Source organism: Kitasatospora sp. NPDC057500, assembly GCF_042802195.1.
In the GTDB taxonomy this organism is placed as follows: Bacteria; Actinomycetota; Actinomycetes; order Streptomycetales; family Streptomycetaceae; genus Kitasatospora.
The window spans coordinates 27,786-49,515 of record NZ_JBHVER010000003.1 but is presented as its reverse complement, the minus strand read 5'-3'; the positions used below and the strand labels follow the sequence as shown (position 1 = coordinate 49,515).

Annotated in this window: 21 protein-coding genes; 12 read left to right on the top strand and 9 right to left on the bottom strand. The window is 73.3% G+C overall.

Going from position 1 to position 21,730, the window contains the following annotated elements:
• Positions 1-309: 309 nt before the first annotated feature.
• The 4 genes from ACFU74_RS01185 to ACFU74_RS01170 all read left to right on the top strand — a co-directional run bounded on the left by ACFU74_RS01185 (position 310) and on the right by ACFU74_RS01170 (position 4,074).
• A complete protein-coding gene (locus ACFU74_RS01185) occupies positions 310-873 on the top strand; it encodes a dihydrofolate reductase family protein (RefSeq protein WP_380749790.1) in 564 nt (187 codons plus the stop codon).
• A 324-nt stretch (positions 874-1,197) separates the two neighbouring features.
• Positions 1,198-2,421, top strand: a complete 1,224-nt coding sequence (locus ACFU74_RS01180) for an ROK family transcriptional regulator (protein ID WP_380749787.1) — start codon at positions 1,198-1,200, stop codon at positions 2,419-2,421.
• A 235-nt stretch (positions 2,422-2,656) separates the two neighbouring features.
• Positions 2,657-3,877 (top strand): cytochrome P450, encoded by a 1,221-nt coding sequence (locus ACFU74_RS01175; protein ID WP_380749784.1) that lies wholly within the window; start codon positions 2,657-2,659, stop codon positions 3,875-3,877.
• A 5-nt stretch (positions 3,878-3,882) separates the two neighbouring features.
• A complete protein-coding gene (locus ACFU74_RS01170; RefSeq protein WP_380749782.1) occupies positions 3,883-4,074 on the top strand; it encodes a ferredoxin in 192 nt (63 codons plus the stop codon).
• Positions 4,075-4,098: 24 nt separating this feature from the next.
• Here ACFU74_RS01170 and ACFU74_RS01165 read toward each other — a convergent pair whose 3' ends face one another.
• From ACFU74_RS01165 to ACFU74_RS01155, 3 genes are all read right to left on the bottom strand, one after another.
• Positions 4,099-4,917, bottom strand: a complete 819-nt coding sequence (locus ACFU74_RS01165; RefSeq protein WP_380749779.1) for a hypothetical protein — start codon at positions 4,915-4,917, stop codon at positions 4,099-4,101.
• 168 nt (positions 4,918-5,085) lie between these two features.
• Positions 5,086-5,919 carry a class I SAM-dependent methyltransferase gene (locus ACFU74_RS01160; protein ID WP_380749960.1) on the bottom strand — a complete coding sequence of 278 codons (834 nt, stop codon included), beginning with the start codon at positions 5,917-5,919 and terminating at the stop codon, positions 5,086-5,088.
• A gap of 24 nt (positions 5,920-5,943) precedes the next feature.
• Entirely contained in the window at positions 5,944-6,624 is a 681-nt protein-coding gene (locus ACFU74_RS01155) for a TetR/AcrR family transcriptional regulator (protein WP_380749776.1), read from the bottom strand.
• A 69-nt stretch (positions 6,625-6,693) separates the two neighbouring features.
• On the opposite strand from ACFU74_RS01155, the gene ACFU74_RS01150 reads away from it, so the two are divergent.
• From ACFU74_RS01150 to ACFU74_RS01130, 5 genes are all read left to right on the top strand, one after another.
• The gene (locus ACFU74_RS01150) at positions 6,694-7,809 is read left to right on the top strand and encodes an FAD-dependent oxidoreductase (RefSeq protein ID WP_380749773.1); all 1,116 of its coding nucleotides are present in this window, start codon (positions 6,694-6,696) and stop codon (positions 7,807-7,809) included.
• 32 nt (positions 7,810-7,841) lie between these two features.
• Positions 7,842-8,936 (top strand): right-handed parallel beta-helix repeat-containing protein, encoded by a 1,095-nt coding sequence (locus ACFU74_RS01145; RefSeq protein WP_380749770.1) that lies wholly within the window; start codon positions 7,842-7,844, stop codon positions 8,934-8,936.
• Positions 8,933-9,694: a GNAT family N-acetyltransferase gene (locus ACFU74_RS01140; protein WP_380749767.1), complete on the top strand. Its 762-nt coding sequence runs from the start codon at positions 8,933-8,935 to the stop codon at positions 9,692-9,694. The genes ACFU74_RS01145 and ACFU74_RS01140 overlap by 4 nt, the downstream gene beginning before the upstream one ends.
• 48 nt (positions 9,695-9,742) lie before the next feature.
• Positions 9,743-10,123 (top strand): hypothetical protein, encoded by a 381-nt coding sequence (locus ACFU74_RS01135; protein WP_380749764.1) that lies wholly within the window; start codon positions 9,743-9,745, stop codon positions 10,121-10,123.
• 175 nt (positions 10,124-10,298) lie between these two features.
• Positions 10,299-10,907 carry a hypothetical protein gene (locus ACFU74_RS01130; protein WP_380749761.1) on the top strand — a complete coding sequence of 203 codons (609 nt, stop codon included), beginning with the start codon at positions 10,299-10,301 and terminating at the stop codon, positions 10,905-10,907.
• 25 nt (positions 10,908-10,932) lie between these two features.
• On the opposite strand, the gene ACFU74_RS01125 is transcribed toward ACFU74_RS01130, so the two are convergent.
• Entirely contained in the window at positions 10,933-11,568 is a 636-nt protein-coding gene (locus ACFU74_RS01125; RefSeq protein WP_380749758.1) for a transcriptional regulator, read from the bottom strand.
• A 627-nt stretch (positions 11,569-12,195) separates the two neighbouring features.
• Here ACFU74_RS01125 and ACFU74_RS01120 point away from each other — a divergent pair.
• Complete coding sequence (locus tag ACFU74_RS01120; RefSeq protein ID WP_380749755.1) at positions 12,196-13,407, top strand: hypothetical protein; 1,212 nt, start codon at positions 12,196-12,198, stop codon at positions 13,405-13,407.
• Between the two features lie 155 nt (positions 13,408-13,562).
• Here ACFU74_RS01120 and ACFU74_RS01115 read toward each other — a convergent pair whose 3' ends face one another.
• Entirely contained in the window at positions 13,563-13,916 is a 354-nt protein-coding gene (locus ACFU74_RS01115) for a hypothetical protein (RefSeq protein WP_380749752.1), read from the bottom strand.
• Positions 13,917-14,071: 155 nt separating this feature from the next.
• Positions 14,072-14,959 carry a helix-turn-helix domain-containing protein gene (locus ACFU74_RS01110; RefSeq protein WP_380749750.1) on the bottom strand — a complete coding sequence of 296 codons (888 nt, stop codon included), beginning with the start codon at positions 14,957-14,959 and terminating at the stop codon, positions 14,072-14,074.
• 347 nt (positions 14,960-15,306) lie between these two features.
• Here ACFU74_RS01110 and ACFU74_RS01105 point away from each other — a divergent pair, with 347 nt between their 5' ends.
• Entirely contained in the window at positions 15,307-16,629 is a 1,323-nt protein-coding gene (locus ACFU74_RS01105; protein WP_380749748.1) for a radical SAM protein, read from the top strand.
• Positions 16,626-17,207, top strand: coding sequence for a hypothetical protein (locus ACFU74_RS01100; RefSeq protein ID WP_380749746.1), 582 nt, complete (start codon positions 16,626-16,628; stop codon positions 17,205-17,207). Before ACFU74_RS01105 ends, ACFU74_RS01100 begins: the two co-directional genes overlap by 4 nt.
• A gap of 314 nt (positions 17,208-17,521) precedes the next feature.
• On the opposite strand, the gene ACFU74_RS01095 is transcribed toward ACFU74_RS01100, so the two are convergent.
• From ACFU74_RS01095 to ACFU74_RS01085, 3 genes are all read right to left on the bottom strand, one after another.
• Positions 17,522-18,712 carry a homoserine O-acetyltransferase gene (locus tag ACFU74_RS01095; protein WP_380749957.1) on the bottom strand — a complete coding sequence of 397 codons (1,191 nt, stop codon included), beginning with the start codon at positions 18,710-18,712 and terminating at the stop codon, positions 17,522-17,524.
• Positions 18,709-20,070 carry a bifunctional o-acetylhomoserine/o-acetylserine sulfhydrylase gene (locus ACFU74_RS01090; RefSeq protein WP_380749743.1) on the bottom strand — a complete coding sequence of 454 codons (1,362 nt, stop codon included), beginning with the start codon at positions 20,068-20,070 and terminating at the stop codon, positions 18,709-18,711. The genes ACFU74_RS01095 and ACFU74_RS01090 overlap by 4 nt, the downstream gene beginning before the upstream one ends.
• A 382-nt stretch (positions 20,071-20,452) precedes the next feature.
• Positions 20,453-21,595 (bottom strand): LLM class flavin-dependent oxidoreductase, encoded by a 1,143-nt coding sequence (locus tag ACFU74_RS01085; protein WP_380749740.1) that lies wholly within the window; start codon positions 21,593-21,595, stop codon positions 20,453-20,455.
• Positions 21,596-21,730: the final 135 nt, after the last annotated feature.

Genomic DNA, 21,730 nt, shown 5'->3' with positions numbered 1-21,730 from the left:
TGTGCGCCAGAACGGGGGCCTTGCGGCAAGACCCCCCGTGCGCTATACGTTGAGAGTGGCAAGGGGAGCCGCAGGTCAGGAGGGGTCCTCCCGGCAGGCTCGGGAGCGGGCCGACCGTTCAGCACTCCGCCCGCCCGTCGGCCGTGACCGTTCCGCCTGTCCGCCGTGTGGGGGACCCGTCCTTTTCGGGCCGGCAGGTCCAGGCGGGTCCGTTCCCGCTGCCGAGCCAGGTATGCGGTGAGCCCGCGGACATCGTGACGGACGGGCGATCGGTGGCGCGCGGCGACCGACTCACGGAATTGTTGGGCCATGCGGAAACTGATCTACGGCATGAATCTCACCCTGGACGGCTTCATCGCCGCGCCCGGCGACGACATCGGCTGGAGCGTGCCGAGCGACGAGCTGTTCCAGTTCTGGTCCGACCGGTTGCAGGCGACCGAGCTGACACTGTACGGGCGCAGGCTGTGGCAGACGATGAGCTCCTACTGGCCGACCGGCGACCAGCAGCCCGACGCCACCCCGGCGGAGATCGAGTACGCGCGCCGCTGGCGGGACATGGCGAAGGTGGTGTTCTCCTCGACGATCGACGAGGTCGACTGGAACTCCCGCCTGGTCACCGGCGACGCGGTCGCCGAGATCACCCGGCTCAAGGCCGAGGACGGCGGCCCGATGGACATCGGCGGCGCGACGCTCGCCGGGGCGGCCATGCGGGCCGGGCTGATCGACGAGTACGTGCTGGCCACCGCGCCGGTCCTGGTGGGCGGCGGCACGCCGTTCTTCACCGCGCTGGACAACTGGGTGAACCTGAACCTGGTGGAGACGCGGACGCTTCCCTGCGGCGTGATCCTGACCAGGTACGAGACGAGGCGCTGAGCACCTGTCACGCGGCGCGGCCGGCTGCCGGGCCCGCGCGGGCGTGAACGCCCGTCACCGGGTGCGGCTCGGCCAGGGACCGGGGGGCGACGGCGGTTGACGTCCCGGTGGTGGGCGGGGGCGGCGGGACACCATCTGGTGGAACTGGTGGAACGGTGGAACACCTCTCCGCTCCGATCATCGGATCGCGCGTGGGAACCCCCCGGTGAGCGTTGTGACGACCGGTCATACTGGCTGGTGCCCCGGGCCCGGGCACGTCGACCGGCGTGCCACGGGACCGCGCCCGGGGCCCGCCCGAGACCGTGCCCGAGACCGGAGGACCCGATGAGCCGCGACCTGCCGACCGCCGTTCCGCCGGGCCCCGCGCCGGCGCAGCCGTGGAACCGGCAGCGGTTGCGCAGCAACAACGAGTGGCTGCTGCTCGAACGGCTGCGCCTCGGCGGTCCGTCCTCCCGTGCCCAACTCGCCCGCGACACCGGCCTGTCCAAGCCCACCGTCTCCGCCGCCCTGGCCGCCCTCGAACACGCCGGCCTGGCCCGCGAGGCCGGGCGGTTCGTACCCGAGCGCGGGCGCGCCGCCGTCCTCTACGAGCCCGACCCGCTCGCCGGACACGTGCTCGGGGTCGACATCGGCCGGGCCCGGCTGCGGGTCGCCGTCGCCGACCTCGCCGGGGACATCGTGGCCCGCCGCGACATCCCCAACAAGGGGCGGACGGCGAACGCGGTCGCCGATGCGGTGGTGGCCGCCGCCCACGGGGCCACCGCCGAGGCAGGCCTGACGGCGGCGGACATCGTGCACGCGGTGGTCGGCACGCCCGGGGTCTGGGACGAGCAGCGGCGCGGCGTGCGGTACGCCACCAGCCTGCCCGGCTGGGGCAGACCCGGGCTGTTCGACCGGATAGCGGACGGACTGGCCACCACGATCACCGTCGGCAACGACGCGAACCTCGCCGCGCACGGCGAGTACACGCTCGGCGCCGGCCGGGGGAGCGGCAGCCGGATGTTCGCCTATGTTCTCGTCGGCACCGGCCTGGGCGTGGGGGTGGTCAAGGACGGCGAGCCGCTGGTCGGCGCCTACGGCGCGCTGGGCGAGGTGGGCCTCGTCCCGCTCCCGCCGCGCCCCGACGGCGCGCCGGGCGGCACCATCGAGCAGGCCGCGGCGGCCGACGCCGTCGTCCGCACCGCCCTCGACCTCGGCATGACCGGCCCGCTGACGGCCAAGGAGGTCTTCGACGCGGCCCGCTCCGGCGACCCGCTGGCCGCCACCGCCGTCCATCGTGCCGCCGGCCAACTCGCCTACGCCGTGGCCGTGCTGTCGGCCGTCCTCGACCCGGACCTGATCGTCCTCGGCGGCGGCATCGGCGCCAGCGCCGACCTGCTGCTCGACCCCCTGGGCCAGGCCCTGCACCACCTCAGCCCGATGCGCCCCGCGCTCGCCCCGAGCCGGCTCGGTGAGGAGGCCGTGCTCCTGGGCGCCGTTGCCACGGCCCTGGACCGGGCCCGCGTCGAGGTCTTCGAACGGCGTACGGCACTGGGGGCCGAGGTGTGACGCCAAGGCGATGCCATCGTGATGCCATTCGATGCCAAAATCACTTGCGATGGCGTCGGCATGGCGTCACTATGGCTCATGCGGGCGCTCCACGGGGGTGGCCGGCCGGGTGGCCGACCAGCCCGTGAGGGGCGCGTGTGGTGGGCGATGGTGCCATGTCTGGCGCCATTGGCGCCACATCGCGCCCCTGCCCTGCCCGCATCACGCCGCACGTCGCTCCCCTCTGGAGGACTCCATGCCGCACGACCCGTCGACATCGACCGCCTCGCCGGTGACGATCCCCACGCAGCGCGCCGCCGGCTGCCCCTTCGACCCGCCCGCCGGGCTGGCGGAACTGCGCGAGCGCGACCCACTGGCCCGGATGGCCTACCCGGACGGCCACGTCGGCTGGCTGGCCACCGGCCACTCCGCGGTCCGCGCGATCCTGGCGGACCCCCGGTTCAGCTCCCGGTACGAGCTGATGCACTATCCGTTCCCCGGCGGCCCCGAGGCTCCGTTGCCGCCCGCCCCCGTCGGCGACATGACCGGGATGGACGCCCCCGAGCACACCCGCTTCCGGCGGCTCCTGGCAGGCCGCTTCACCGTCCGCCGGATGCGCCTGCTGACCGAACGGGTCGAGGAGGTCACCGCGGAGCGCCTGGACGCGATGGAACGCGGCGGACCGGGCGCCGACCTGGTCGAGGTGTTCGCCCGGCCCGTCCCCGCACTGATGATCTGCGAACTGCTCGGCGTGCCCTATGCCGACCGCGAGCGCTTCCAGGACCACGCCGAAACCCTGATGACCGCGGACGCGTCGCCGGAGGAGCGCTACGCCGCGATGACCGGGCTGGAGGAGTACATGGCGGAACTGGTCGCGGCCAAGCGCGCGGAACCCGCCGACGACCTGCTCGGCGACCTCGCCCGCGACTCCGACCTCACCGACGAGGAACTCGTCGGCCTCGGCGGGTTCCTGCTCGCCGCCGGTCTCGACACCACCGCCAACATGATCGCCCACGGCACGTTCGCGCTGCTCCGCAACCCGGCCCAGGCCGAGGCGCTGCGCAGGGACCCGGCCCTGGCGCCGCAGGCCGTGGAGGAGCTGATGCGCTACCTGACGATCGCCCACACCAGCATCAGGACCGCGCTGGAGGACGTCGAGGTGGAGGGGCGGCTGATCAGGGCGGGCGAGAGCGTCACCCTCTCGCTGGAGGCGGCCAACCGCGACCCGGAGCGCTTCCCCGGCCCCGACTCCCTCGACCTGGGCCGCAAGGCCGTGGGGCACCTGGGATTCGGCCACGGCATGCACCAGTGCCTGGGCCAGCAACTCGCCCGCGTCGAACTGACGGTCGCCCTGCCCGCCCTGTTCGACCGCTTCCCGACGCTCAGGCTCGCCGTCCCGGCCGACGAGGTGCCGCTGCGCACCAACATGAACATCTACGGCGTACACCGCCTGCCCGTCACCTGGGACGGGAGCTGACCGACATGGAGGTGCACGCAGACCGCACCCGCTGCATCGGCGCCGGCATGTGCGCCCTGACCGTCCCGGAGGTGTTCGACCAGGACGAGGACGACGGCCTCGTCACCCTGCTGGACCCCCACCCGCCGCGGGCCACCCACCCGGCCGTCCGCCTCGCCATCGCCACCTGCCCGGCAGGCGCCCTCACCTCCGCCTGAGAGCTGTCCCGCAACGGACCGGCATCATCCGCGCAGCGCGACGACGAGTTCGTGGAATGTGAATCCGAGTCCCGCGCAGGCCGTGCCGAGACCGATGAGTGCTATCAGGGCCATCATGAACTGCATGTAGCGAGACAGCCGGGCGATGGCGCGGCTGGGGTTGCGCGGGTCGTAGCTGAGCTCCAACTGCTCTCCTCCGGCGGCTTCCCGGTAGTAGTGGAGGTCGCCGTTGAGGTCCGCGTACCGGTACACCTTGGTGTTGTGGGTGTAGTGGTCGAGTTCGGCCAGCACCGTGATGCCGTGCCTGGGCAGGCGTCGGCCGTTGTACAGGCCCCGTCCCATGACCGTCAGCACGAACACCCCGAAAGCCGCGAAGAGCTGGGCAGGTGGCAGTACGCCCGCGTTCCCCCACCCGTCGAGTACGCCCACGGTCACATCGATCGCTGCGCAGACGGCGATTGCGGCAGCCGTGGCGCGTACGGGCCGCGTGGTCGGCCGGCTTGTCCGTGCAGGAACGGTGATGACCAGGTCCTCACCGTCTGCTCGTGGCCGGTCGAGGGCCCGTGCGGGAAGGTGCGCCCGGACGGCGGCACTGAAGGCGGCCACGGCGGTGGCGCCGGCGTCCTGCAACGTGTACGTGGCAGCCGGACGGCCGGCCTGCGCGGTGGTCAGGATGACCTCGACGGTGCGGTCCAGGCCGCGGACTTCCTCGACGGCCTCCAGCGGGATCCGGACGCTACGTCCGTCCTGTTCCCACTGCACGTGGTCCGAGCCGTTCTCGAAGCGGGCCGTGGCATTGCGGCCGCGCAGTACGAGTGAGGGCAGTGAAGGCGTCGTTGTCACGCTCGTACGACAGCTGCGAGCAGCGAACGGTTGCACGTGGTCGCGAGCGACTCGGGTGGATGGCAGGGCGCCAGGTGCGAGCCGTCGAGCGAAGGTCGCTGCCGGACGTCCTTCCGGACACCGCGCACCACTTGCGTGTCCATCGGACCGTCACGGGGTGACGGCGGCTCACCGTCTCCAGAGGAAGACCTCGGTGCTGGGCAGGCGCTCGGCGAACAGGCCGGTGGGCGAGGTGTCGTGCAGGAGGCGCCGGAGGTCCGTCTCGAAGGCCGCGAGGTGTGGCCCGAACAGGTGCGGTGCGGAAGAGGAGAGGGAGAGGACGCCGGCGACGACCTCGTCGGTCGTCCGGGTGAGGGGGTGGCCGCCGGGGACGACGAGGCGTTGGGGGCCGGTGAATCCCGCTGCGGTGAGGACCGCCGCCTCGTTGCCGGGGGTGCCGTGGGGGAGGAAGCCCTGGCCGGCGCGGCGGATCGGGCCGAGGCGGGACCGCACCAGGTCGGCGATGGCGGATTGCGGGACCGGGGGGTGGGGGAGCCCTTCGGTGGGGCGGGGCTCCGACTTGAGGTCGGAGAGGTGGACGAGTGCTCCGCCCGGACGCAGCAGGGTGCGCATGACGGTTGCCACCAGCGGGCGGTCCATCCAGTGGAAGGACTGTCCGAAGACGGTGACGGTGAACGCGCCGAGGTCGTCCGGCAGCTGCTCGGCGCGTGCTCGGACCCACCGGGACCTACCGGTCGACTCCAGTTCGGTGGTGCGGCGCTCTGCCTCGGCGATCATCCCGGCATCCGGGTCGACGCCCACCACCTCCGCGAAGTGCTCCGCCAGTTCGAGGGCCAGTGTGCCGGGTCCGCAGCCGACGTCGAGGAGCCGGCCCCGGCCGTCGAGGTGCAGTGCCTCGGCGAGTGCGGTCACCAGGCCCGGGGCGTAGGGCAGTCGGCCCTGCCGGTAGTACGTGGCGGTGCCCTCGAACAGCGTTTCGTCCCATTGCCAGTCGGCGGTCAGGGCGGTTCACCACCTTTCGTCCGGTCAGCGCGGGGTGCGCGCTTCGATGCCGTCGAGGAGGAAGTCGAGGCCGGTCCGGAAGGCCTCGTCGGGGTCCGGGTGGGGGCCGTCGCGTACGACGGCGGCCAGTGCGGGGTACCGGCCGGTCGCGAAGGTGCGCATCAGGTAGGGACCGTAGGCGGCCTGCCACTGCTCCTTGTCCATCCCGGTGGTCCGCTCGGCGCGGCGCTCGGTGATCTCCCGGCGCACGGCGCCGACCACGTAGGCGTTGACGGCGGCGATCGCCGGCACGGCGAGGTCCAGGCCGACGCCGTCCAGCCCGGCTGCCACGGCCTCGCCGCCGGCGAGCGTGTGCGGTCCGAGGTGCGGCCGTCCACCGATCAGGTCGGCGAACCACTCGTGGCGGTGGGCGGCGCGGCGGGTGGCGTCGGCGAGGGAGCGCAGCACCTCCCGCCAGCCGTCGCCGGACGGCCGGATCTCGGCGTGGACCGCGTCGACCATCAGGTCGAGCAACTCCTCCTTGGTGGCGAGGTAGCCGTACAGCCGCATCGGCCCGACGCCCAGCACGGCCGCGACCTTGCGCAGCGACACCGCCTCCAGGCCGTCCTCGTCGGCCAGCCGGATCGCCGCTCCCACGATCCGGTCCCGGCTCAGCGGGGCCGGCGTCGGCCGGTCGGGCGGTTCCGGTCTCTCCCACACCAACATGCCGCCACGATACAGTGCTTGGGCGATACAGTGTATCGATCGATACAGCGAATCGTCCGGGGGGAAGCCATGACCATCGCCATCGTCGGAGCCGGTCTGGGCGGTCTGCTCCTGGCCCGCGTGCTCCACGTGAACGGCATCGAGGCCGTCGTCCACGAGCGCGAACCCGGGCGCGGGGCGCGCGGCCAGGGCGGCATGCTCGACGTGCACGCCGGGACCGGCCAGCGGGCGCTGCGCACGGCCGGACTGATCGACGGGTTCCACGCGATCGCCCGTGGCGCGGGCCAGGACCTGCGGCTGCTCGAACCGGACGGCACCCTGCTGCTCCAGGAGGACACGCCCGACGACGCCCCGCTCGAACGGCCGGAGGTCGACCGCGCGGATCTGCGCGACCTCCTGCTGGACTCGCTCCCCGCCGATGCGGTGTGCTGGGGGCACGAGTTCGAGTCCGCCGGCGACGGCCGGCTGCACTTCGCCGACGGAAGCAGTGCCGCGTACGACCTGCTGGTGGGCGCCGACGGCGCGAACTCCCGGGTCCGCGCCCTGCTCACCGACGCGCGCCCGGTGCACACCGGTCAGAGCGTCGTCGAGCTGGGGATTCCCGACGCCGACCGCACCCACCCCGGTCTCGCGGCGATGGTCGGGCGCGGCAACTACTGGGTTCTCGGCGACGGCCGGTCCCTGGCGGCGCAGCGGAACGGCGACGGCCGGGTCCGCGTCTACCTGGGCTTCTACGACACCGCCGAGGACTGGCTCGCCACCAGCGGGATCCCGTTCGACGATCCGGCGGCCGCCCGGGCGCGGCTGGCCGAGCTGTTCAGCGGCTGGCACCCGCGGTGCGCCGAGCTGATCGGGGCCTGCGACGACACGGTCCTGCCGCGGGCGATCACCACGCTCCCGGTCGGCCTGACCTGGCCGTCGAGGCCGGGCGTCACGCTGCTCGGCGATGCGGCGCACCTGATGCCGCCGGTCGGACAGGGCGCCAACATGGCCCTGCTCGACGGCGCCCTGCTCGGCCTCGCGCTGGCCGGAAGGCGGGACGACCCTTGCGCCGCCGTCGAGGAGTACGAACGCGAGATGTTCGAACGCACCGGCGCCGCGGGCCGGCAGTCCGCGCAGATCCAGGAGATGCTGGCCGCCCCGGACGCCGGCCGGAAGATGCTCGCCTTCTTCCAACCGGGCTGAATTTCACCGAACATGACGAGGCGCGGTGCCTGATGCGGCACCGGAGTTCTGGAGGTCATGTGTCCCCGCGTCCCGTGCTCACCGCGGCCACCGCCGCGGCGCTGCTGCTCGCCCCCGCCGCCGGTCCCGCGCTCGCGACGCCCACCGCTCGGACCGCGGACGTGGACGTGTCCACCGCCGCCCAACTGAAGGCCGCGCTGGCGGCGGCCGTGCCCGGACAGACGATCCGGCTCGCACCCGGCGAGTACCACGGCTCCTTCACCGCCCAGCGCGCCGGGACGGCCGCGCAGCCCGTCACGCTCACCGGCCCGCGCACCGCCGTGCTCGTCAACGACGGACCGTCCGGCTCCGCGCCGTCCTGCCCGGCGCCGACCTCCGGGTGGGACTCCGGGTACGGGCTCTGGCTCCACGACGCGCCCTACTGGAACCTCACCGGGTTCACCGTCAAGGACTCCAAGAAGGGCGTGGTGCTGGACGCTTCGCCCCACGCGGTGATCGACGGCCTGTACGTGCACCACGTGGAGGAGGAGGGCGTGCACTTCCGCCGGTCCTCCGCCGACGGGGTGCTGCGCAACTCGGTCGTGGAGTACACGGGCCGGGTCCAGCCGGGCTACGGGGAGGGGGTCTACCTCGGCTCGGCGAACTCCAACTGGGGCTGCCACGGCAACAGCGGCGGCGCCGACCGCTCGGACCGGGTGCTGGTCGAGAACAACCGGATCGGCCCGTACGTCACCGCCGAGGGGATCGACGTGAAGGAGGGCACCTCGGGCGGCGTGATCCGGGGCAACACCTTCGACGGCCGCGGCATCAGCGGCGAGAACTCCGCCGACTCCTGGGTGGACGTCAAGGGCAGCGGCTACCTGGTCGAGGACAACCGGGGCGCGTTCGCCGCACCCGGCACCTTCGCCAACGGCTACGAGACCCACCACCCGGCCACCACCCCGTCCTTCCCCAACGGCTGCGGGAACACCTGGCGCGGCAACTCCTCGGACCTCGGCGGCGTCGGCGCCTACGCGATCAGGATCACCTCGGTCTCGGCCTGCACGGGCCGGCCCAACGTGGTGCACGCCTCCAACACCGTCACCCGGGCGACGGCCGGCCTGACCAACGTCCCCGTCACGCCGTGAAGCGGCTCGACGATCCCGAGGAGCTGAGGGCCTGCTGCCGGGGCGACGCGCTGTGCGTCTGGGCGGCGCAGGGTCTGGACGGGCGCAGCCGGGCGTGGGCGAGTGACGACCGGCGCGCGGTGGTCGTCGCCGGGGTGAACCTGCTGGCGCGGGAGCGCGCGGTCGTGTGGGGCGCCCCCGACGCAGCCGTCCCCTTGCTGCGTCAGGTGGTGGCCGAGGTGGGTCCGGCCTACCGGGCGCTCGGTGGCCGGACGCTGATCGAGGCGGTCGTCCGGGAGGTCCCGGGGCTCACGGCGATCGGCGGCTTCGGCTGGATGGACCGGTGCGACGCACCGGGTGACGGCTCGCCGGGCGACGCCGCGCCGGTGGGCGGTGAGGCCGTGTGGCTTCCGGCGGGCGCGGGGGAGGAGGTCGGGCGATTCGTCGACATGAGCTTCCCGGACTCCTATGCCAAGCCGGGCGTACCCGGCGTCGAGCGGTGGGCGGGCGTACGGGACTCCGCCGGCCGGCTGGCGGCGGTCGGCGCGCACGCCTGGTGCGCGCCCACGGTCGGGTTCCTGTCCGGCGTCGCCGTGCACCCGGGCGCGCGCCGACGCGGACTCGGGCGGCAGGTCGGCGGTTTCCTCATCGCCGAGGCGCTGAGCACCCACGGGACGGTGGCGCTGATGGTGGACGACTGGAACCAGGCCGCCATCCGGCTCTACGAAGGGATGGGACTGCGGTACCGGCCCCTCGGCGCGGTCGCGGTCAAGGGGTAGCGGGAGCCTGGTCGAAGCCCGAAGCCGCTGGTCGGCTACGGTTGCGGCATGACCCACGGCCTGCCCGAGGACGTGGCCGCCGTGCTCGACCTCGTCCTGAGCGCGGACGAGCCCGTTCACGTCGCCCTCCGGCGGCAGGTGCCCCGGCTCGGCGTGCAGTCCCGCTGCAGGTGCGGGTGCGGCACCGCCTACTTCGCACTCGACACCGACCGGGTGGAGCCCGCGCCGACCGGTCCCGGCACCGTCGTGGCTGCCGACGTGCAGCTCCTCACCGAGACCGGCGAGTGTCCCGGCGAGGTCCTGGTGTTCGCGCAAGGCGGCTACCTCTCGTGGCTGGAGGTCTGCTCCTGGAGCAATGACGTCGAGGTGAATCTCGCCTCGGTGCGGCGCTGGCTTCAGCTGCCTCGTGATTTCGCCGACAGGGGCTGACGAACGGCTCGGGCGTGACCGGATTTGGCGGTAGGTGATCGAACTCGTCCGCTGATCGACGCTCCGTGATTGCCAGATCTCGATCTGCTTACAAGTGCTTGAACTATGGACAGATCGTGTGGCCGGTCTGGTTGACTCGCGAACCTCTTCCAAACGGAACGGAGCGTTCACGTTCATGCCTTCACGGATGCGCGGCGGTCGTCGCGGCCTGGCCGCCGTCGCCGGACTCGTCTTCACGGTCGCCCTCGCGCTGACCGGGTGTGACCCCACGACGGGTGACACCGCGACCACCGCGGCCTCCTCGCCCGCCGTCGTCGCTGCGGTGACCACGCCGCCGGCGCCGCCTGCCCCCACGCCGGAGGTGACCACCCCGCCGGTGGCGCCGCCCGTCGAGACGCCGCCCCCGGCGCCGGCACCGGAGCCGCCCGCCGCCGCGCCCGCGCCCGCCGTACCGCCCGCCGCCCCGTCGGCTGCGCCGCCGAAGGCGCAGCCCACCAAGACCGCGGCCCCCGCCAACACCCCCAAGCCGCAGCCGACGCCCACCAAGGCCGAGCCGCAGCCTAAGGTCACCACCGCCCAGCCGCCGAAGGACCCCGACCCGGCACCCGCCGAGACCAAGCCCGCGGCCGCCACCGGCGACTGCGAGATCAAGTCGAACGCCGGCAACTGCTACAAGGCCGGCCAGTTCTGCCGCAACGACGACCTCGGCAAGAGCACCCACGAGGCGAGCGGCCGGGTGATCACCTGCCGGATGGTCAGCGGCAAGCCGCACTGGCAGGCGTAGGGCCCGGGTTCCCGGCCGGCGCTGCTCAGGGCAGCTCGGCGAGCGTGCTCCAGAACAGCCGCTCGTAGGCCTGCAGCAGCCGGCCGTACTCACGGGCGGCGCCGAGGTCCGGACCGGCGGTGACCCCCGCCGGTCCGAGCGCCTCGGCCGCCGCCCGCTCCAGCGCCGTCGCGGGCTGCGCGAAGAAGTCGAAGAACGCGCACGCCTCGTCCCCGAACCCGTGGAACCGCCGCAACGCCCCGGCCAGCGTCGCGCAGTACCCGCCCCAGGCGGTGAAGTTGGCCACCAGCGCCGCCGCCACGGCGGGCGGCCGCCCGTTCAGCGCCAGCCAGGCCAGGTACGCCGGATAGGCCTGGCAGCCCGGCAGCGGCCCGCCGGAGGCGGCCGGCCCGCAGGCCGCCGCCAACGCGGGCAGCGTACGCAGCGCGGCACTCTCGCCCTCCGCCAGCCCCGCGAACCACGCGCCCAGCGGCCCGTCCGCGCACCGGGTGGCCAGTAGCAGCAGACTGCGCCGGTCGGAGGTGATGATCCGCTCCTGCTGCGCCGCCAGCTCGGCGAGCACCGCGAGCCGTCCCCGTCCCGCCGCGAACTCCGTGACCACGACGGGCTGCTCCTCGCCGGGCGGGGTCTCGGCAGCGGGCTGCGGCTGGTCGGTGGGCATGTGCGGCCTCCATGTCGTCGGTCCTGTCCCCGCCTCCATTCCTACCGCTCCGCCCCCGGTCCGTCCCGGGGCGCGCCGGAACCGGGACGGGTGTCCCCGGAGACGACTGCGCGGGGTGCCGTCAGCCGGGCCAGGGGTACCCCGAGTTCCTCGGCGCGCTCACGGCTCCCGCCGGACAGCCGGGCGTAGGACTTCGGGTCCTCCTCGGCCGGTGCGGCAGGTCCCCGGACGCGACCGGGTGCGGGTGGTCCGGCGCCTGCACGGCCTGGAGGCGGGCGGTCCGGTCGCCCGTGAGGCCCGGACCCGCGCCCAACGGGCTCGGCCGGTGGGCTCCACCCCGGCGAGCGGGTCGGCGAGTTCCTGCTCGGTGCGGTCGGGCCGGAGTGCCCGCCCGGGCCTGGTACGCCAGGCCGGTGTCACCGCGCGGGGTGCCCGCCATTGATCGACTTGTCCATGGCAGTCAATTGGTCAACCAACAGCTTTCCCCCTTGATCAGACATGCTGACAGGTCCGCCCGCTTGTGGAAATGTCTGGACCAATCCGCAGATCAGGCCGGTGACCGCCGGCCGGGCGTGCGGCCGCAGGAACCGACAGGGCAGTTCCCACAGCGAGTTCGCGGAGTCCCTCATGTCCCGTACACGGGCGCGCCGGTCCGGTGCGCGCAACACCTTCGCCCTCCTCCTGGCCGGAGCCTGTCTCACGGCCGTCTCGGCGCCGACGGCGGCCGGGGCCGTGGAGGCCACCGGCCGAACCGGCGGGCCCCCGGCCCGTGCGCAGGCCGTCACCTCCGCCCAGGTGCCGCCCGGCGTCACGGCCGGAGTCGCCGTCTACGACCGCCAGACCGGCACCTTCACCGAACAGCTCAATGCCACCGCGCAGTTCCGCTCCGCCTCGGTGGTCAAGCTGCTGATCGCCCTCGACTACCTGTGGAACCGGGGGCCCGGCTACGACATCCCGTCCGCCGACCGCGTCCGGCTGGACGCCATGCTGCGCAGCAGCGACGACGGGGCGGCCAGCCACTACTGGGCGAACAACGGCAGCGGCGCGATCGTCGACCGGATGGTCGCCCGGCTCGCGCTGACGAACACCGCCCGCCCGGCCGACGACGGCATGTGGGGCTACACGGCGGTCACGGCCGCCGACACCGTGCGGATCTACCGCTACCTCCTGGAGCAGGCCCCGGCGGCGGTGCGCGACTACGTGCTCGGGAACCTGCACGCCTCGACCCGCTGCGGCACGGACGGCTTCGACCAGCACTTCGGGATCGCCGGGTCGTTCGAGCAGCCGTGGGCGGTCAAGCAGGGCTGGGCGGGCTTCTCCTCGGGCGGGTGCTCGCCGCAGCCGCCCCACCCGCCGACGGCCGCAGCCGCCGCAACGCCGGACGGCGAGGGAGCCGCGGGCGCCGGCGGCACGCTCGCGGTCGACCTCACCCGGCCGGTCCTGCACAGCACGGGCACCGTCGGCACCGGCGACCGGAGTATCGTCGCCGTCTACACCTCGCACCCCGTGGGCACCGCCTACGGCAAGGCCTACACCGACCTCGGGCGCCTCACCCGCTCGCTGAACGTCCCCGGCGCCGTCCAGCCGGCCGGCAGCTGGTTCGGGACCTGGGGCGAGAACGTCAGGGTGCGTCCGCAGCCCGGCACCGGCCAGCCGGAGAAGACCCTGCTGCCCGGCGGCGTCGAAGTGCTGGTGAAGTGCCAGGAGCAGGGCGAGACGGTCTCCATCCCGCCCTACGTCAACGACTGGTGGGCGTACCTGCCGCAGTACGGCGGCTACGTGACGAACATCTACCTCCAGTCGCCCGGCAACCAGCTGCCCGGCGTCCCCACCTGCTGACCCGCCCGGCGCGGGAGCACGCGCCCCTCCCGCAGGGTCGCCGAGGGAGCCGTCGTGCGACGGCATCGGCCGATGCCCCCGTGCCCGGGCCCATGCGGACGGCCGCCACCCGCGGGTGGCGGCCTCCAGCGCTTCCTTCAGGCCCCGGCAGCCGGTCAGACGACGTCGTAGACGATGCCGGAGCATCGGTCGGGGGCGAGGGAGATGTCCACACAGACCTTCCATTCGAGCGACTTGCCCTCGCCGGTGGTGACGACGTAGTCGCGCCACGAGCCGTTGCCGTTGTAGTTGACGATGCGGCTCTGCTTGACGCCGCCGATCCAGTACTCGATGAAGACGCTGTTGCCGTCGGCCTTGCTGTCCTGCAGACCGAAGTTGTTGCGGCTCGGGTCGTAGTAGGCGTAGGCGCCGGTGACGGAGGTGGCCGACGCGGCGGCGGGGCCGGCGGCGGCGAGCAGCGCGGCCCCCGTCAGCACGGTGGCGAGGGCGAGCTTTCCGGTCCTGCGCATGATGGGTCTCCCGGTTCGTGAGGGATCTCTGTCGGCGGCCGTGGGGAACGTCCTGTCACCTCCCCTGCGGATGACTGGAGCGTTCGGCCGCCTCCGGACGAGCTTCGCGCGGCAGCGGTCGTGCCGTCTTGTAGGAATACGCACCGCCGCTTGCGTCAACCCGACTGCGGGAGAACGGCGCTGGTCACGAGGTTGGGTACCCGGTCGGCGGGCTCGGCGGCCGGTTCGGCGGATGCGCGGTGGCCGAAGAACTCGGCGGGGGAGCAGCCCGTCGTCGCCCGGAAGGTGTTGCTCAGGTGCGCCTGGTCGTAGAAGCCGCTGACGGCCGCGGTCTCCGCGAAGCCGCCGGCGCCGCTCTGGTGGTGGGACAGCGCCCGTTGGAGCCGGACGACCTGCGCGGCCTGCTTGGGCGCGAGTCCGACGGCTTCGCGGAACCTCGTCTCCAGTCGGCGCCGGCTCCATCCGGTGCCCTGGACGAGGTCGCGGACCGGAGCGGTGCCGCCGGTGCGGCGCAGCTCGGCGAAGGCCCAGGAGACCTCGGCGGGCCACCGCGGCCCCTGGTCGATGCGCACGGTCAGGAAGTCGCCGAGGAGACGGAACCGCCGGGCCCAGTCGGTCTGCTCGGCGAGCCGCTCGGCCAGCCGCCGCGCGGGGCGGCCGAGGAGGTCGGGCAGGTCCGCCCAGCTGTGCTCCGCCTCACCGAGGACCGGGCCGAAGAGCCGGTGCGCGTCAGCCGGGTGCAGCGAGACGGACACCCCCTCCAGCCGGCCCTGGTGCTCCGCGACGGTGGCCGTGCGCCGCAGCCCGCCGACCGGGGAGACGGCGCGGAGCACGGCCCGGTCGTCGATCGCATCGGTGAGCCGCAGCGGCTCGGAGAGCCCGATGACCACGGTCACCACGTCCGTCGGCACCTCCAGGCGCCGCCGTCCCCCACGCAGGTGCAGCCGGTACCCGCGGCACCGGCCGGCCTGCGCCGTCTGCCACGATCCGCCGTCGGGCAGGGTTCCGCGGGCAACTGTCAGAGGGCCGTCCAAGAGGGTCATGGCCTCCATCGCACCCTGAACTCGCCGACACCACAACCCCCGGCCGCCGCAGCCGGACTCCGAGGTGCGAGCGGCTGATCCCGCGGCACCCCGCCCGTCGCTCGGCTCCGGTCGGCCTCGGGAGGGGAACGGCCTCGGGAGGGAGCGGCCTAGATCCTTCTTCCGAGGCCGGGTAGGACCGAGGACCGATCCGGAAGGGGGCCCCCACGACTAGCGTGGCGATCATGACCGACGCCGGGCGGACAGCCGCCTCGCCGCCGACGCCCCCGTTCCCGGTCCCGTTCCCGACACCCCCACCCCGGACCGAGGCCGAGGCAAACCCCGCGTAGCGAAAGAGAGTTCCACCCATGCCCAGCCGCGCCGCCCTGGTCGAAGGCCTCATGGACCGCTTCCCGGACCTGCCCCGGGAAGCGGTGATCAAGGAGGACCTGCTGCGCGGCGGCATCGCCTTCGACCCCGCCGCACTGAGCGACAACCACGACGGGGACGTCAAACCGAAGTCGTACTTCATCTTCTCCTTCGACCACGGCACCCTGCCCGAGCTGGGCCAGGCCGCACTGCGCCGCCCGCCGGAGGAACTCGTGCTGACCGGTGGGCCCTACGAACTGCGCCGCACGGTGGTGTCGGTGCGGGTGAACCCCGCCTCGCCCTACCGGGTGGCCCCCGACCCCGAGGGGAGGCTGGGCCTGTACCTGGACGGGGAGCGGATCGCCGATGTCGGCCTGCCGCCGATGCCGGACTACTACCGGCACACCCTGGCCGGCGGGAAGTCGGTGATGGAGGTCGCCCCGACCATCCAGTGGGGCTATCTGATCTATCTGACGGTGTTCCGGGTCTGCCAGTACTTCGGCGCCAAGCAGGAGTGCCAGTACTGCGACATCAACCACAACTGGCACCAGCACAAGGCCGCGGGCCGTCCCTACACTGGTGTCAAGCCCGTCGAGGAGGTGCTGGAGGCGCTGGAGATCATCGACCGGTACGACACCGCCGGCACGTCGACCGCCTACACGCTGACCGGCGGCGCGATCACCTCACGGGTCGGGGGACTGGACGAAGCCGACTTCTACGGGCAGTACGCCGAGGCGATCGAGGAGCGGTTCCCCGGCCGCTGGATCGGCAAGGTCGTGGCCCAGGCGCTGCCCGTGGACGCCGTGCGGCGCTTCCACCGCCACGGGATACGGATCTACCACCCCAACTACGAGGTGTGGGACCGGCGTCTGTTCGAGCTGTACTGCCCCGGCAAGGAACGGCACGTCGGCCGCGACGAATGGCACCGGCGAATCCTGGACTCCGCCGAGGTCTTCGGGCCGCGCAACGTGATCCCGAACTTCGTCGCGGGGGTCGAGATGGCCGAGCCCTTCGGCTTCACCGGTGTCGGCGAGGCCGTCGACTCCACCGTCGAGGGCCTGCGGTTCTTCATGTCGCACGGCATCACCCCGCGCTTCACCACCTGGTGCCCGGAGCCCACCACCCCCCTGGGCAAGGCCAACCCGCACGGGGCGCCGCTGGAGTACCACGTCCGGCTCCTCGAAGCCTACCGGGCGACGATGCAGGAGTTCGGACTGAGCTCGCCGCCCGGATACGGCCCGGCCGGTCCCGGGAACGCCGTCTTCTCCGTCAGCTCCTTCATGGACACCCTGCCCGCACAGCCGCAGGAGGCGGGGAAGTGAACTTCGGTACACCGATCCCGGCACTGTTCCCCGGCGCCTCCGGCCGTATCGTCACAGCGCTGACCGCCCACCGGGCGGCGCACGCCGGGGCACCGCTGTCGCCCGCGGACCTGGCCCGTGCCGCGTCCGTGGCCGCCACCCAGCTGGAGGCCACGCTCTTCCGCCTCGGCCTCCTGGGCCTGATCGAGCCGCGCGGGCGCGGGGAGGACGTGCGGCCGGTCGCGGGGCACGTCGTGTGGAAGGCCCTGGACGGCTTGGCCGACCTGCGCCCGCACGTGGTGGAGGAGGTCCGCGAACGCGCCGCCGCGGACCTCACCCCCGCCCCCGCCCGGCTCGCCGTCGCCGGTCCCGTCGTGGACGGCACCGCCACCCACCCGGCCGACGTGCTGGAACTGGTCGTCGTCCCGCCCTCCGCGGCCCCCGACGACTGGAGCGAGCAGGCGCAGCGCATGGCCGCGCGGCTCTCCCGGCACCTGGGCAACGTCGTCACCCTGCGCGTAGCGGCGACCGAGGCCGAAGCCGCCCGCTCGGCCGGACCCGGGGCGGTCCTCGTCGTCCCGCCGGACAGCGCGCGGTAGACCACCGGCAATCGCCCTCCCGGTCACGTCGTGGACCTCATGACCTCATCGGCGGGGACGGGCCGGTGGAGGCTCCAACGGCCCGGCGCGGTGGGGCCGGAGGCAGTGCCACCCGCGGCCGGAGCCGGAACGCGACCTCCGGCACCGCTCTCCGAACCGCCGCCTCCTCCGGGGAGGGCGAGCGCGTCGTCGGCTCCGTCCTCGGGGACGTCACGCCGGAGGAACGGCCGCTGGGCGGGGCCCGTTCGGGTACATCACGTCCGTCGGGGTACGGCGGGAGGCCCGGGGACGGGGCCCGGCCCGCGCCGGGGTCCTCACCCGGCGGGGGCGGTGGCCGACGGCTCCCGCACGTCGTCCACGAGCTCCCGTAGCAGCGCCGCGACCTGCGCCGTCTCGATGAGGAACCCGTCGTGGCCGTACGGCGAGGAGATCACCCGGACCCGGTCGGCGGAGGGGATGCCGGCGGCGAGCTCCTCCTGCTGGGCGAGCGGGTAGAGGCGGTCGGTGTCGACCCCCGCCACCAGGGTCCGGGCGGTCACCCGCGCCAGGGCGGCGCGCGTGCCGCCGCGGCCCCGGCCCGTGTCGTGGGCGTTCATCGACTCGGCCAGCACTGCGTAGCTGGCCGCGTCGAAGCGCCGGACCAGCTTGGCGGCGTGGTGGTCCAGGTAGGACTCGACCTGGTGGCGGCCGCCCGCCCGGGGGTCCTCACCGTCCTGGGCGCGGTTGCCGAAGCGGACGTCGAGCTCCTCGGCACCGCGGTAGGTGATGTGGGCGATGCGCCGGGCGACGCCGAGACCGGCGTGCGGGCCCTGCCCGGCTGCGGCGTCGTGGTAGTCGCCGCCGTGCCAGTGCGGGTCGGCGCGGATCGCGTGGAGCTGGGCGCTCGTCCAGGCGATCTGGTCCGCGCTCGCCACCGCCGTGGAGGCGAGCAGGAACAGCGAGGCGACCCGCTCCGGCCGGGAGACGGCCCACTCCAGCGCGCGCATCCCGCCCATCGAGCCGCCGACCACCAGTGCCCAGCGCTCGATGCCCAGCGCGTCGGCGAGCCCGGCCTCGGCCAGCACCTGGTCGCGCGGGGTCAGGCGCGGGAAGGACCCGCCCCAGTGCCGCCCGTCGGGGCGCAGCGACGCCGGGCCGGTGCTGCCCTGGCAGCCGCCCAGGACGTTGGGTGCCACCACGAACCAGCGGTCGGTGTCGAGGGCGCGGCCCGGCCCGACCAGCGCGTCCCACCAGCCGGCGGTCGGGTGACCGGGCCCGGCCGGCCCGGCGACGTGGCTGTCGCCGGTGAGCGCGTGCAGGACGAGGACCGCGTTGGAGCGGTCGGGCGCGAGCCGCCCCCAGGTCTCGTACGCCAGCCGCACGCCGGGGAGTTGACCGCCCGCCTCCAGCGGCAGGGGCTCGGCGCGGTCGTACCAGTGGCGGCGCCCGGGCGGGTCCCCCTCCCGCCACGCACCGGTGGCGGGAGGGGGTGCCGCCTGGGGGGCGGCCCCGTCGGCGGTGTTCAGGACGCTTCCTTCGCGGCGCGGAAACCCGCTTCGAGGTCCGCCTTGAGGTCCTCCAGGTTCTCGATGCCGACCGACAGCCGCACCAGGCCCGGGGAGGTGCCGGTGAGGGCGAGCTGCTCCTCGTCGAGCTGGCTGTGCGTGGTGGAGGCCGGGTGGATGATGAGGCTGCGCACGTCGCCGATGTTGGCGAGGTGGCTGAAGAGCTCGACGGCGTCCACGAACCGCTTGCCCGCCTCGACGCCGCCGCGCAGCTCGAAGCAGAACACGGCCCCGGCGCCGCGCGGCAGGTAGCGGCTCCCGGCCTCGTACCAGCGGTTGGAGGGCAGCCCGGCGTAGTGGACGGCGGAGACCTCGTCGCGCTGCTCCAGCCACTCGGCGAGCGCCTGCGCGTTGGACGAGTGGCGCTCCATGCGCAGGCTCAGCGTCTCCACGCCCTGCAGCAGCAGGAAGGCGGAGTGCGGCGCGATGGCCGGCCCGAGGTCGCGCAGCAGCTGGACGCGCAGCTTGACGGCGTACGCGCCGGGTCCGAGGGCGGGCCAGTAGCGCAGGCCGTGGTAGCTGGGGTCCGGCTCGTTGAAGTCGGGGAAGCGCTCGGCGTGGGCGCCGAAGTCGAAGGTCCCGGCGTCGACGACGACACCTCCGAGGGTGGTGCCGTGGCCGCCGAGGAACTTGGTCGCCGAGTGGACGACGACGTCGGCCCCGTGCTCGATGGGGCGCAGCAGGTAGGGGGTGGGGATGGTGTTGTCGACGATCAGCGGGATCCCGGCCTCGTGGGCGACGTCGGCGACGGCGCGGATGTCGAGGACGTTGCCACGCGGGTTGCCGAGGCTCTCCGCGAACAGGGCCTTCGTCCCGGGCCGGATGGCGGCCCGCCAGGCGTCGAGGTCGTCCGGGTCCTCGACGAAGGACACCTCGATCCCGAACTTCGGCAGGGTGTGGCGGAAGAGGTTGTACGTGCCGCCGTAGAGGGAGGCGCTGGAGACGATGTGGTCGCCGGCGCTCGCGACGTTGAGGATGGCGAGGGTCTCGGCGGCCTGGCCGGAGGCGACCGCCACGGCGGCGACCCCTCCTTCCAGGGCGGCGATCCGCTGCTCGAAGACGTCCTGGGTGGGGTTGTGGATGCGGGTGTAGATGTTCCCGGCCTCGGCGAGCGAGAAGAGGTCGGCCGCGTGCTGGGTGTCACGGAAGACGAACGCGGTGGTCTGGTAGATCGGGACGGCCCGGGCCCCGGTCGTGGGGTCGGGCACGGCGCCGGCGTGCAGCTGCTGGGTCTCGAAGGACCAGGCCGGGGCGGTGGATCCGGCGGGTCCGCCGTCGGGCGTGCGGTCGGCGGTGACGGCGTCGGTCGGCTGGCTCATGCTTCTCCTCGTACACGTGTGGAGCCCGGCGGGCCGGGCTGGCGCCGATGTGTGCGGCGGGTGCGGGGGAACGGGCGTACGGGTGCTCCGGGTGGAGCGGGTACGCGGATCGCGCTACGGCGCGGGGATCATCACGACGCCGCGTCAGCGGGCGGTGGGACAACTCATGGTCGTGACACGCGTGTAGTCCACGTGGCGGCGGGTCACGAGCATGATCATGGGCCCAGGCAACCACACTTGAGCGGCGAACACCACCGTGTTTCGCAATCCGGACAAAGTACGTCCGAGACCACTGCGGTCGGTCTGCTCGGTCCGCCGGCGGAGGATCCCCGGCCGACGGCGCGCCCGCTCCGCGGGAACGGGGGTCCCACCAGGTCCGTTCTCAGGCCCGCAGGCCTGCCTCCTTCATGAGGGGCAGGATCCGCTCGCCGAAGTACCCGAGCTCCTCGACGTAGTCGAGGAAGCCGATCATCATGCCGTCGACACCGGCCTCCGACAGGCCGACCAGCCGCTCGACCACCTGCTCCGGCGTGCCGATCAACGGGTAGCCTCCGTAGCCGAGGATGAACCGTTCCTGCATGGCATTGATGCTGTCGAAGGAGCCGCTCTCGGAGCTGAGGCCGCCCGAGACCATCCGCGCCACCTCCCAGTCGCCCTTGGCGAGGATGTGGTCGAGGACCTGCTTGGTCTCCTTCTCGGTGTCGCGGGAGATGACGTTGCCGTAACCGAGGATGCCGAGGTCCCGCTGGTGCGTGCGGGCGATGGAACGGACCCGGGCCGCCGTCTGCGCGGCCTCCGCCGGATCGGCGAAGGCGATGAAGTTGAAGTCGCACTCGCGGGCGCAGAACTCCAGCCCGGCCGGCGAGTTGCCCGCGTTCACCAGCACCGGGTACGGCTTCTGGATCGGCTTGGGGTCGGACCGGGCGTCCTTGACCTCGAAGAACTCGCCGGCGAAGGTGAAACCCTCGTTCTCCGTCCACATCCGCTTGGCGATGGTGATCCACTCGGTGCCGTAGCGGTAGCGGGCGTCGTGCTCGCGCTGTGTGCCGCCGAACATCTCCATCTCGGCCTTGTGCCAGCCCATGGTCATGTTGAGACCGAAGCGGCCGTCGGAGATGTGGTCGACGGTGACCGACTCCTTCGCCGCGACGATGGGGTGCTTCGTCGGGACGTGGGTGGTGGAGAACACCATGATGTTCTCCGTCGCCTGGGCCAGCCCGGCGGCCCAGGTGTGGGTCTCGAAGTTCTCACCGTTGAAGTTGGTCCCGCCGCCCATGCCGCGATACCTGGCGACCGGGAGCATCGCCTCGAAGCCGAGCCGGTCGGCGAGTCGGGCGATCTGCCGGGTGTGCTTCCAGCTCAGCTCGTAGGACGTCTCGGCGTGCGTCGCCATCAGCCCGTGGCTGCAGTTCGCGCCGAAGACCCCCAGCTTCATCCTGTTGTCGTTGAACATGGCGACACCGCTGGCACGACGGGCCTCGACGAGTTCCTCGTGGGAAGGCCCGGGGTCGGCATTGCTGGTCATGTCGGCTCCTCATCGACTGGCTGTGACACCCCGTGGAGAAAGTGACGAGCGGGTGACGACAAGGTAGGCAGTCGGCAGGACCGGCAGCAAGACGCAGGACGCGGGCAGTGCGGGCCGACAAGCGGAGGCCCGCGG

Excerpts from the sequence above, each read along its gene's own strand:
- ACFU74_RS01185 (WP_380749790.1), top strand. The coding sequence starts at position 310 with ATGCGGAAACTGATCTACGGCATGAATCTCACCCTGGACGGCTTCATC.
- ACFU74_RS01180 (WP_380749787.1), top strand. The coding sequence starts at position 1,198 with ATGAGCCGCGACCTGCCGACCGCCGTTCCGCCGGGCCCCGCGCCGGCG.
- ACFU74_RS01175 (WP_380749784.1), top strand. The coding sequence starts at position 2,657 with ATGCCGCACGACCCGTCGACATCGACCGCCTCGCCGGTGACGATCCCC.
- ACFU74_RS01170 (WP_380749782.1), top strand. The coding sequence starts at position 3,883 with ATGGAGGTGCACGCAGACCGCACCCGCTGCATCGGCGCCGGCATGTGC.
- ACFU74_RS01155 (WP_380749776.1), bottom strand. The coding sequence starts at position 6,624 with ATGTTGGTGTGGGAGAGACCGGAACCGCCCGACCGGCCGACGCCGGCC.
- ACFU74_RS01150 (WP_380749773.1), top strand. The coding sequence starts at position 6,694 with ATGACCATCGCCATCGTCGGAGCCGGTCTGGGCGGTCTGCTCCTGGCC.
- ACFU74_RS01145 (WP_380749770.1), top strand. The coding sequence starts at position 7,842 with ATGCGGCACCGGAGTTCTGGAGGTCATGTGTCCCCGCGTCCCGTGCTC.
- ACFU74_RS01135 (WP_380749764.1), top strand. The coding sequence starts at position 9,743 with ATGACCCACGGCCTGCCCGAGGACGTGGCCGCCGTGCTCGACCTCGTC.
- ACFU74_RS01130 (WP_380749761.1), top strand. The coding sequence starts at position 10,299 with ATGCCTTCACGGATGCGCGGCGGTCGTCGCGGCCTGGCCGCCGTCGCC.
- ACFU74_RS01125 (WP_380749758.1), bottom strand. The coding sequence starts at position 11,568 with ATGCCCACCGACCAGCCGCAGCCCGCTGCCGAGACCCCGCCCGGCGAG.
- ACFU74_RS01120 (WP_380749755.1), top strand. The coding sequence starts at position 12,196 with ATGTCCCGTACACGGGCGCGCCGGTCCGGTGCGCGCAACACCTTCGCC.
- ACFU74_RS01115 (WP_380749752.1), bottom strand. The coding sequence starts at position 13,916 with ATGCGCAGGACCGGAAAGCTCGCCCTCGCCACCGTGCTGACGGGGGCC.
- ACFU74_RS01110 (WP_380749750.1), bottom strand. The coding sequence starts at position 14,959 with ATGACCCTCTTGGACGGCCCTCTGACAGTTGCCCGCGGAACCCTGCCC.
- ACFU74_RS01105 (WP_380749748.1), top strand. The coding sequence starts at position 15,307 with ATGCCCAGCCGCGCCGCCCTGGTCGAAGGCCTCATGGACCGCTTCCCG.
- ACFU74_RS01090 (WP_380749743.1), bottom strand. The coding sequence starts at position 20,070 with ATGAGCCAGCCGACCGACGCCGTCACCGCCGACCGCACGCCCGACGGC.
- ACFU74_RS01085 (WP_380749740.1), bottom strand. The coding sequence starts at position 21,595 with ATGACCAGCAATGCCGACCCCGGGCCTTCCCACGAGGAACTCGTCGAG.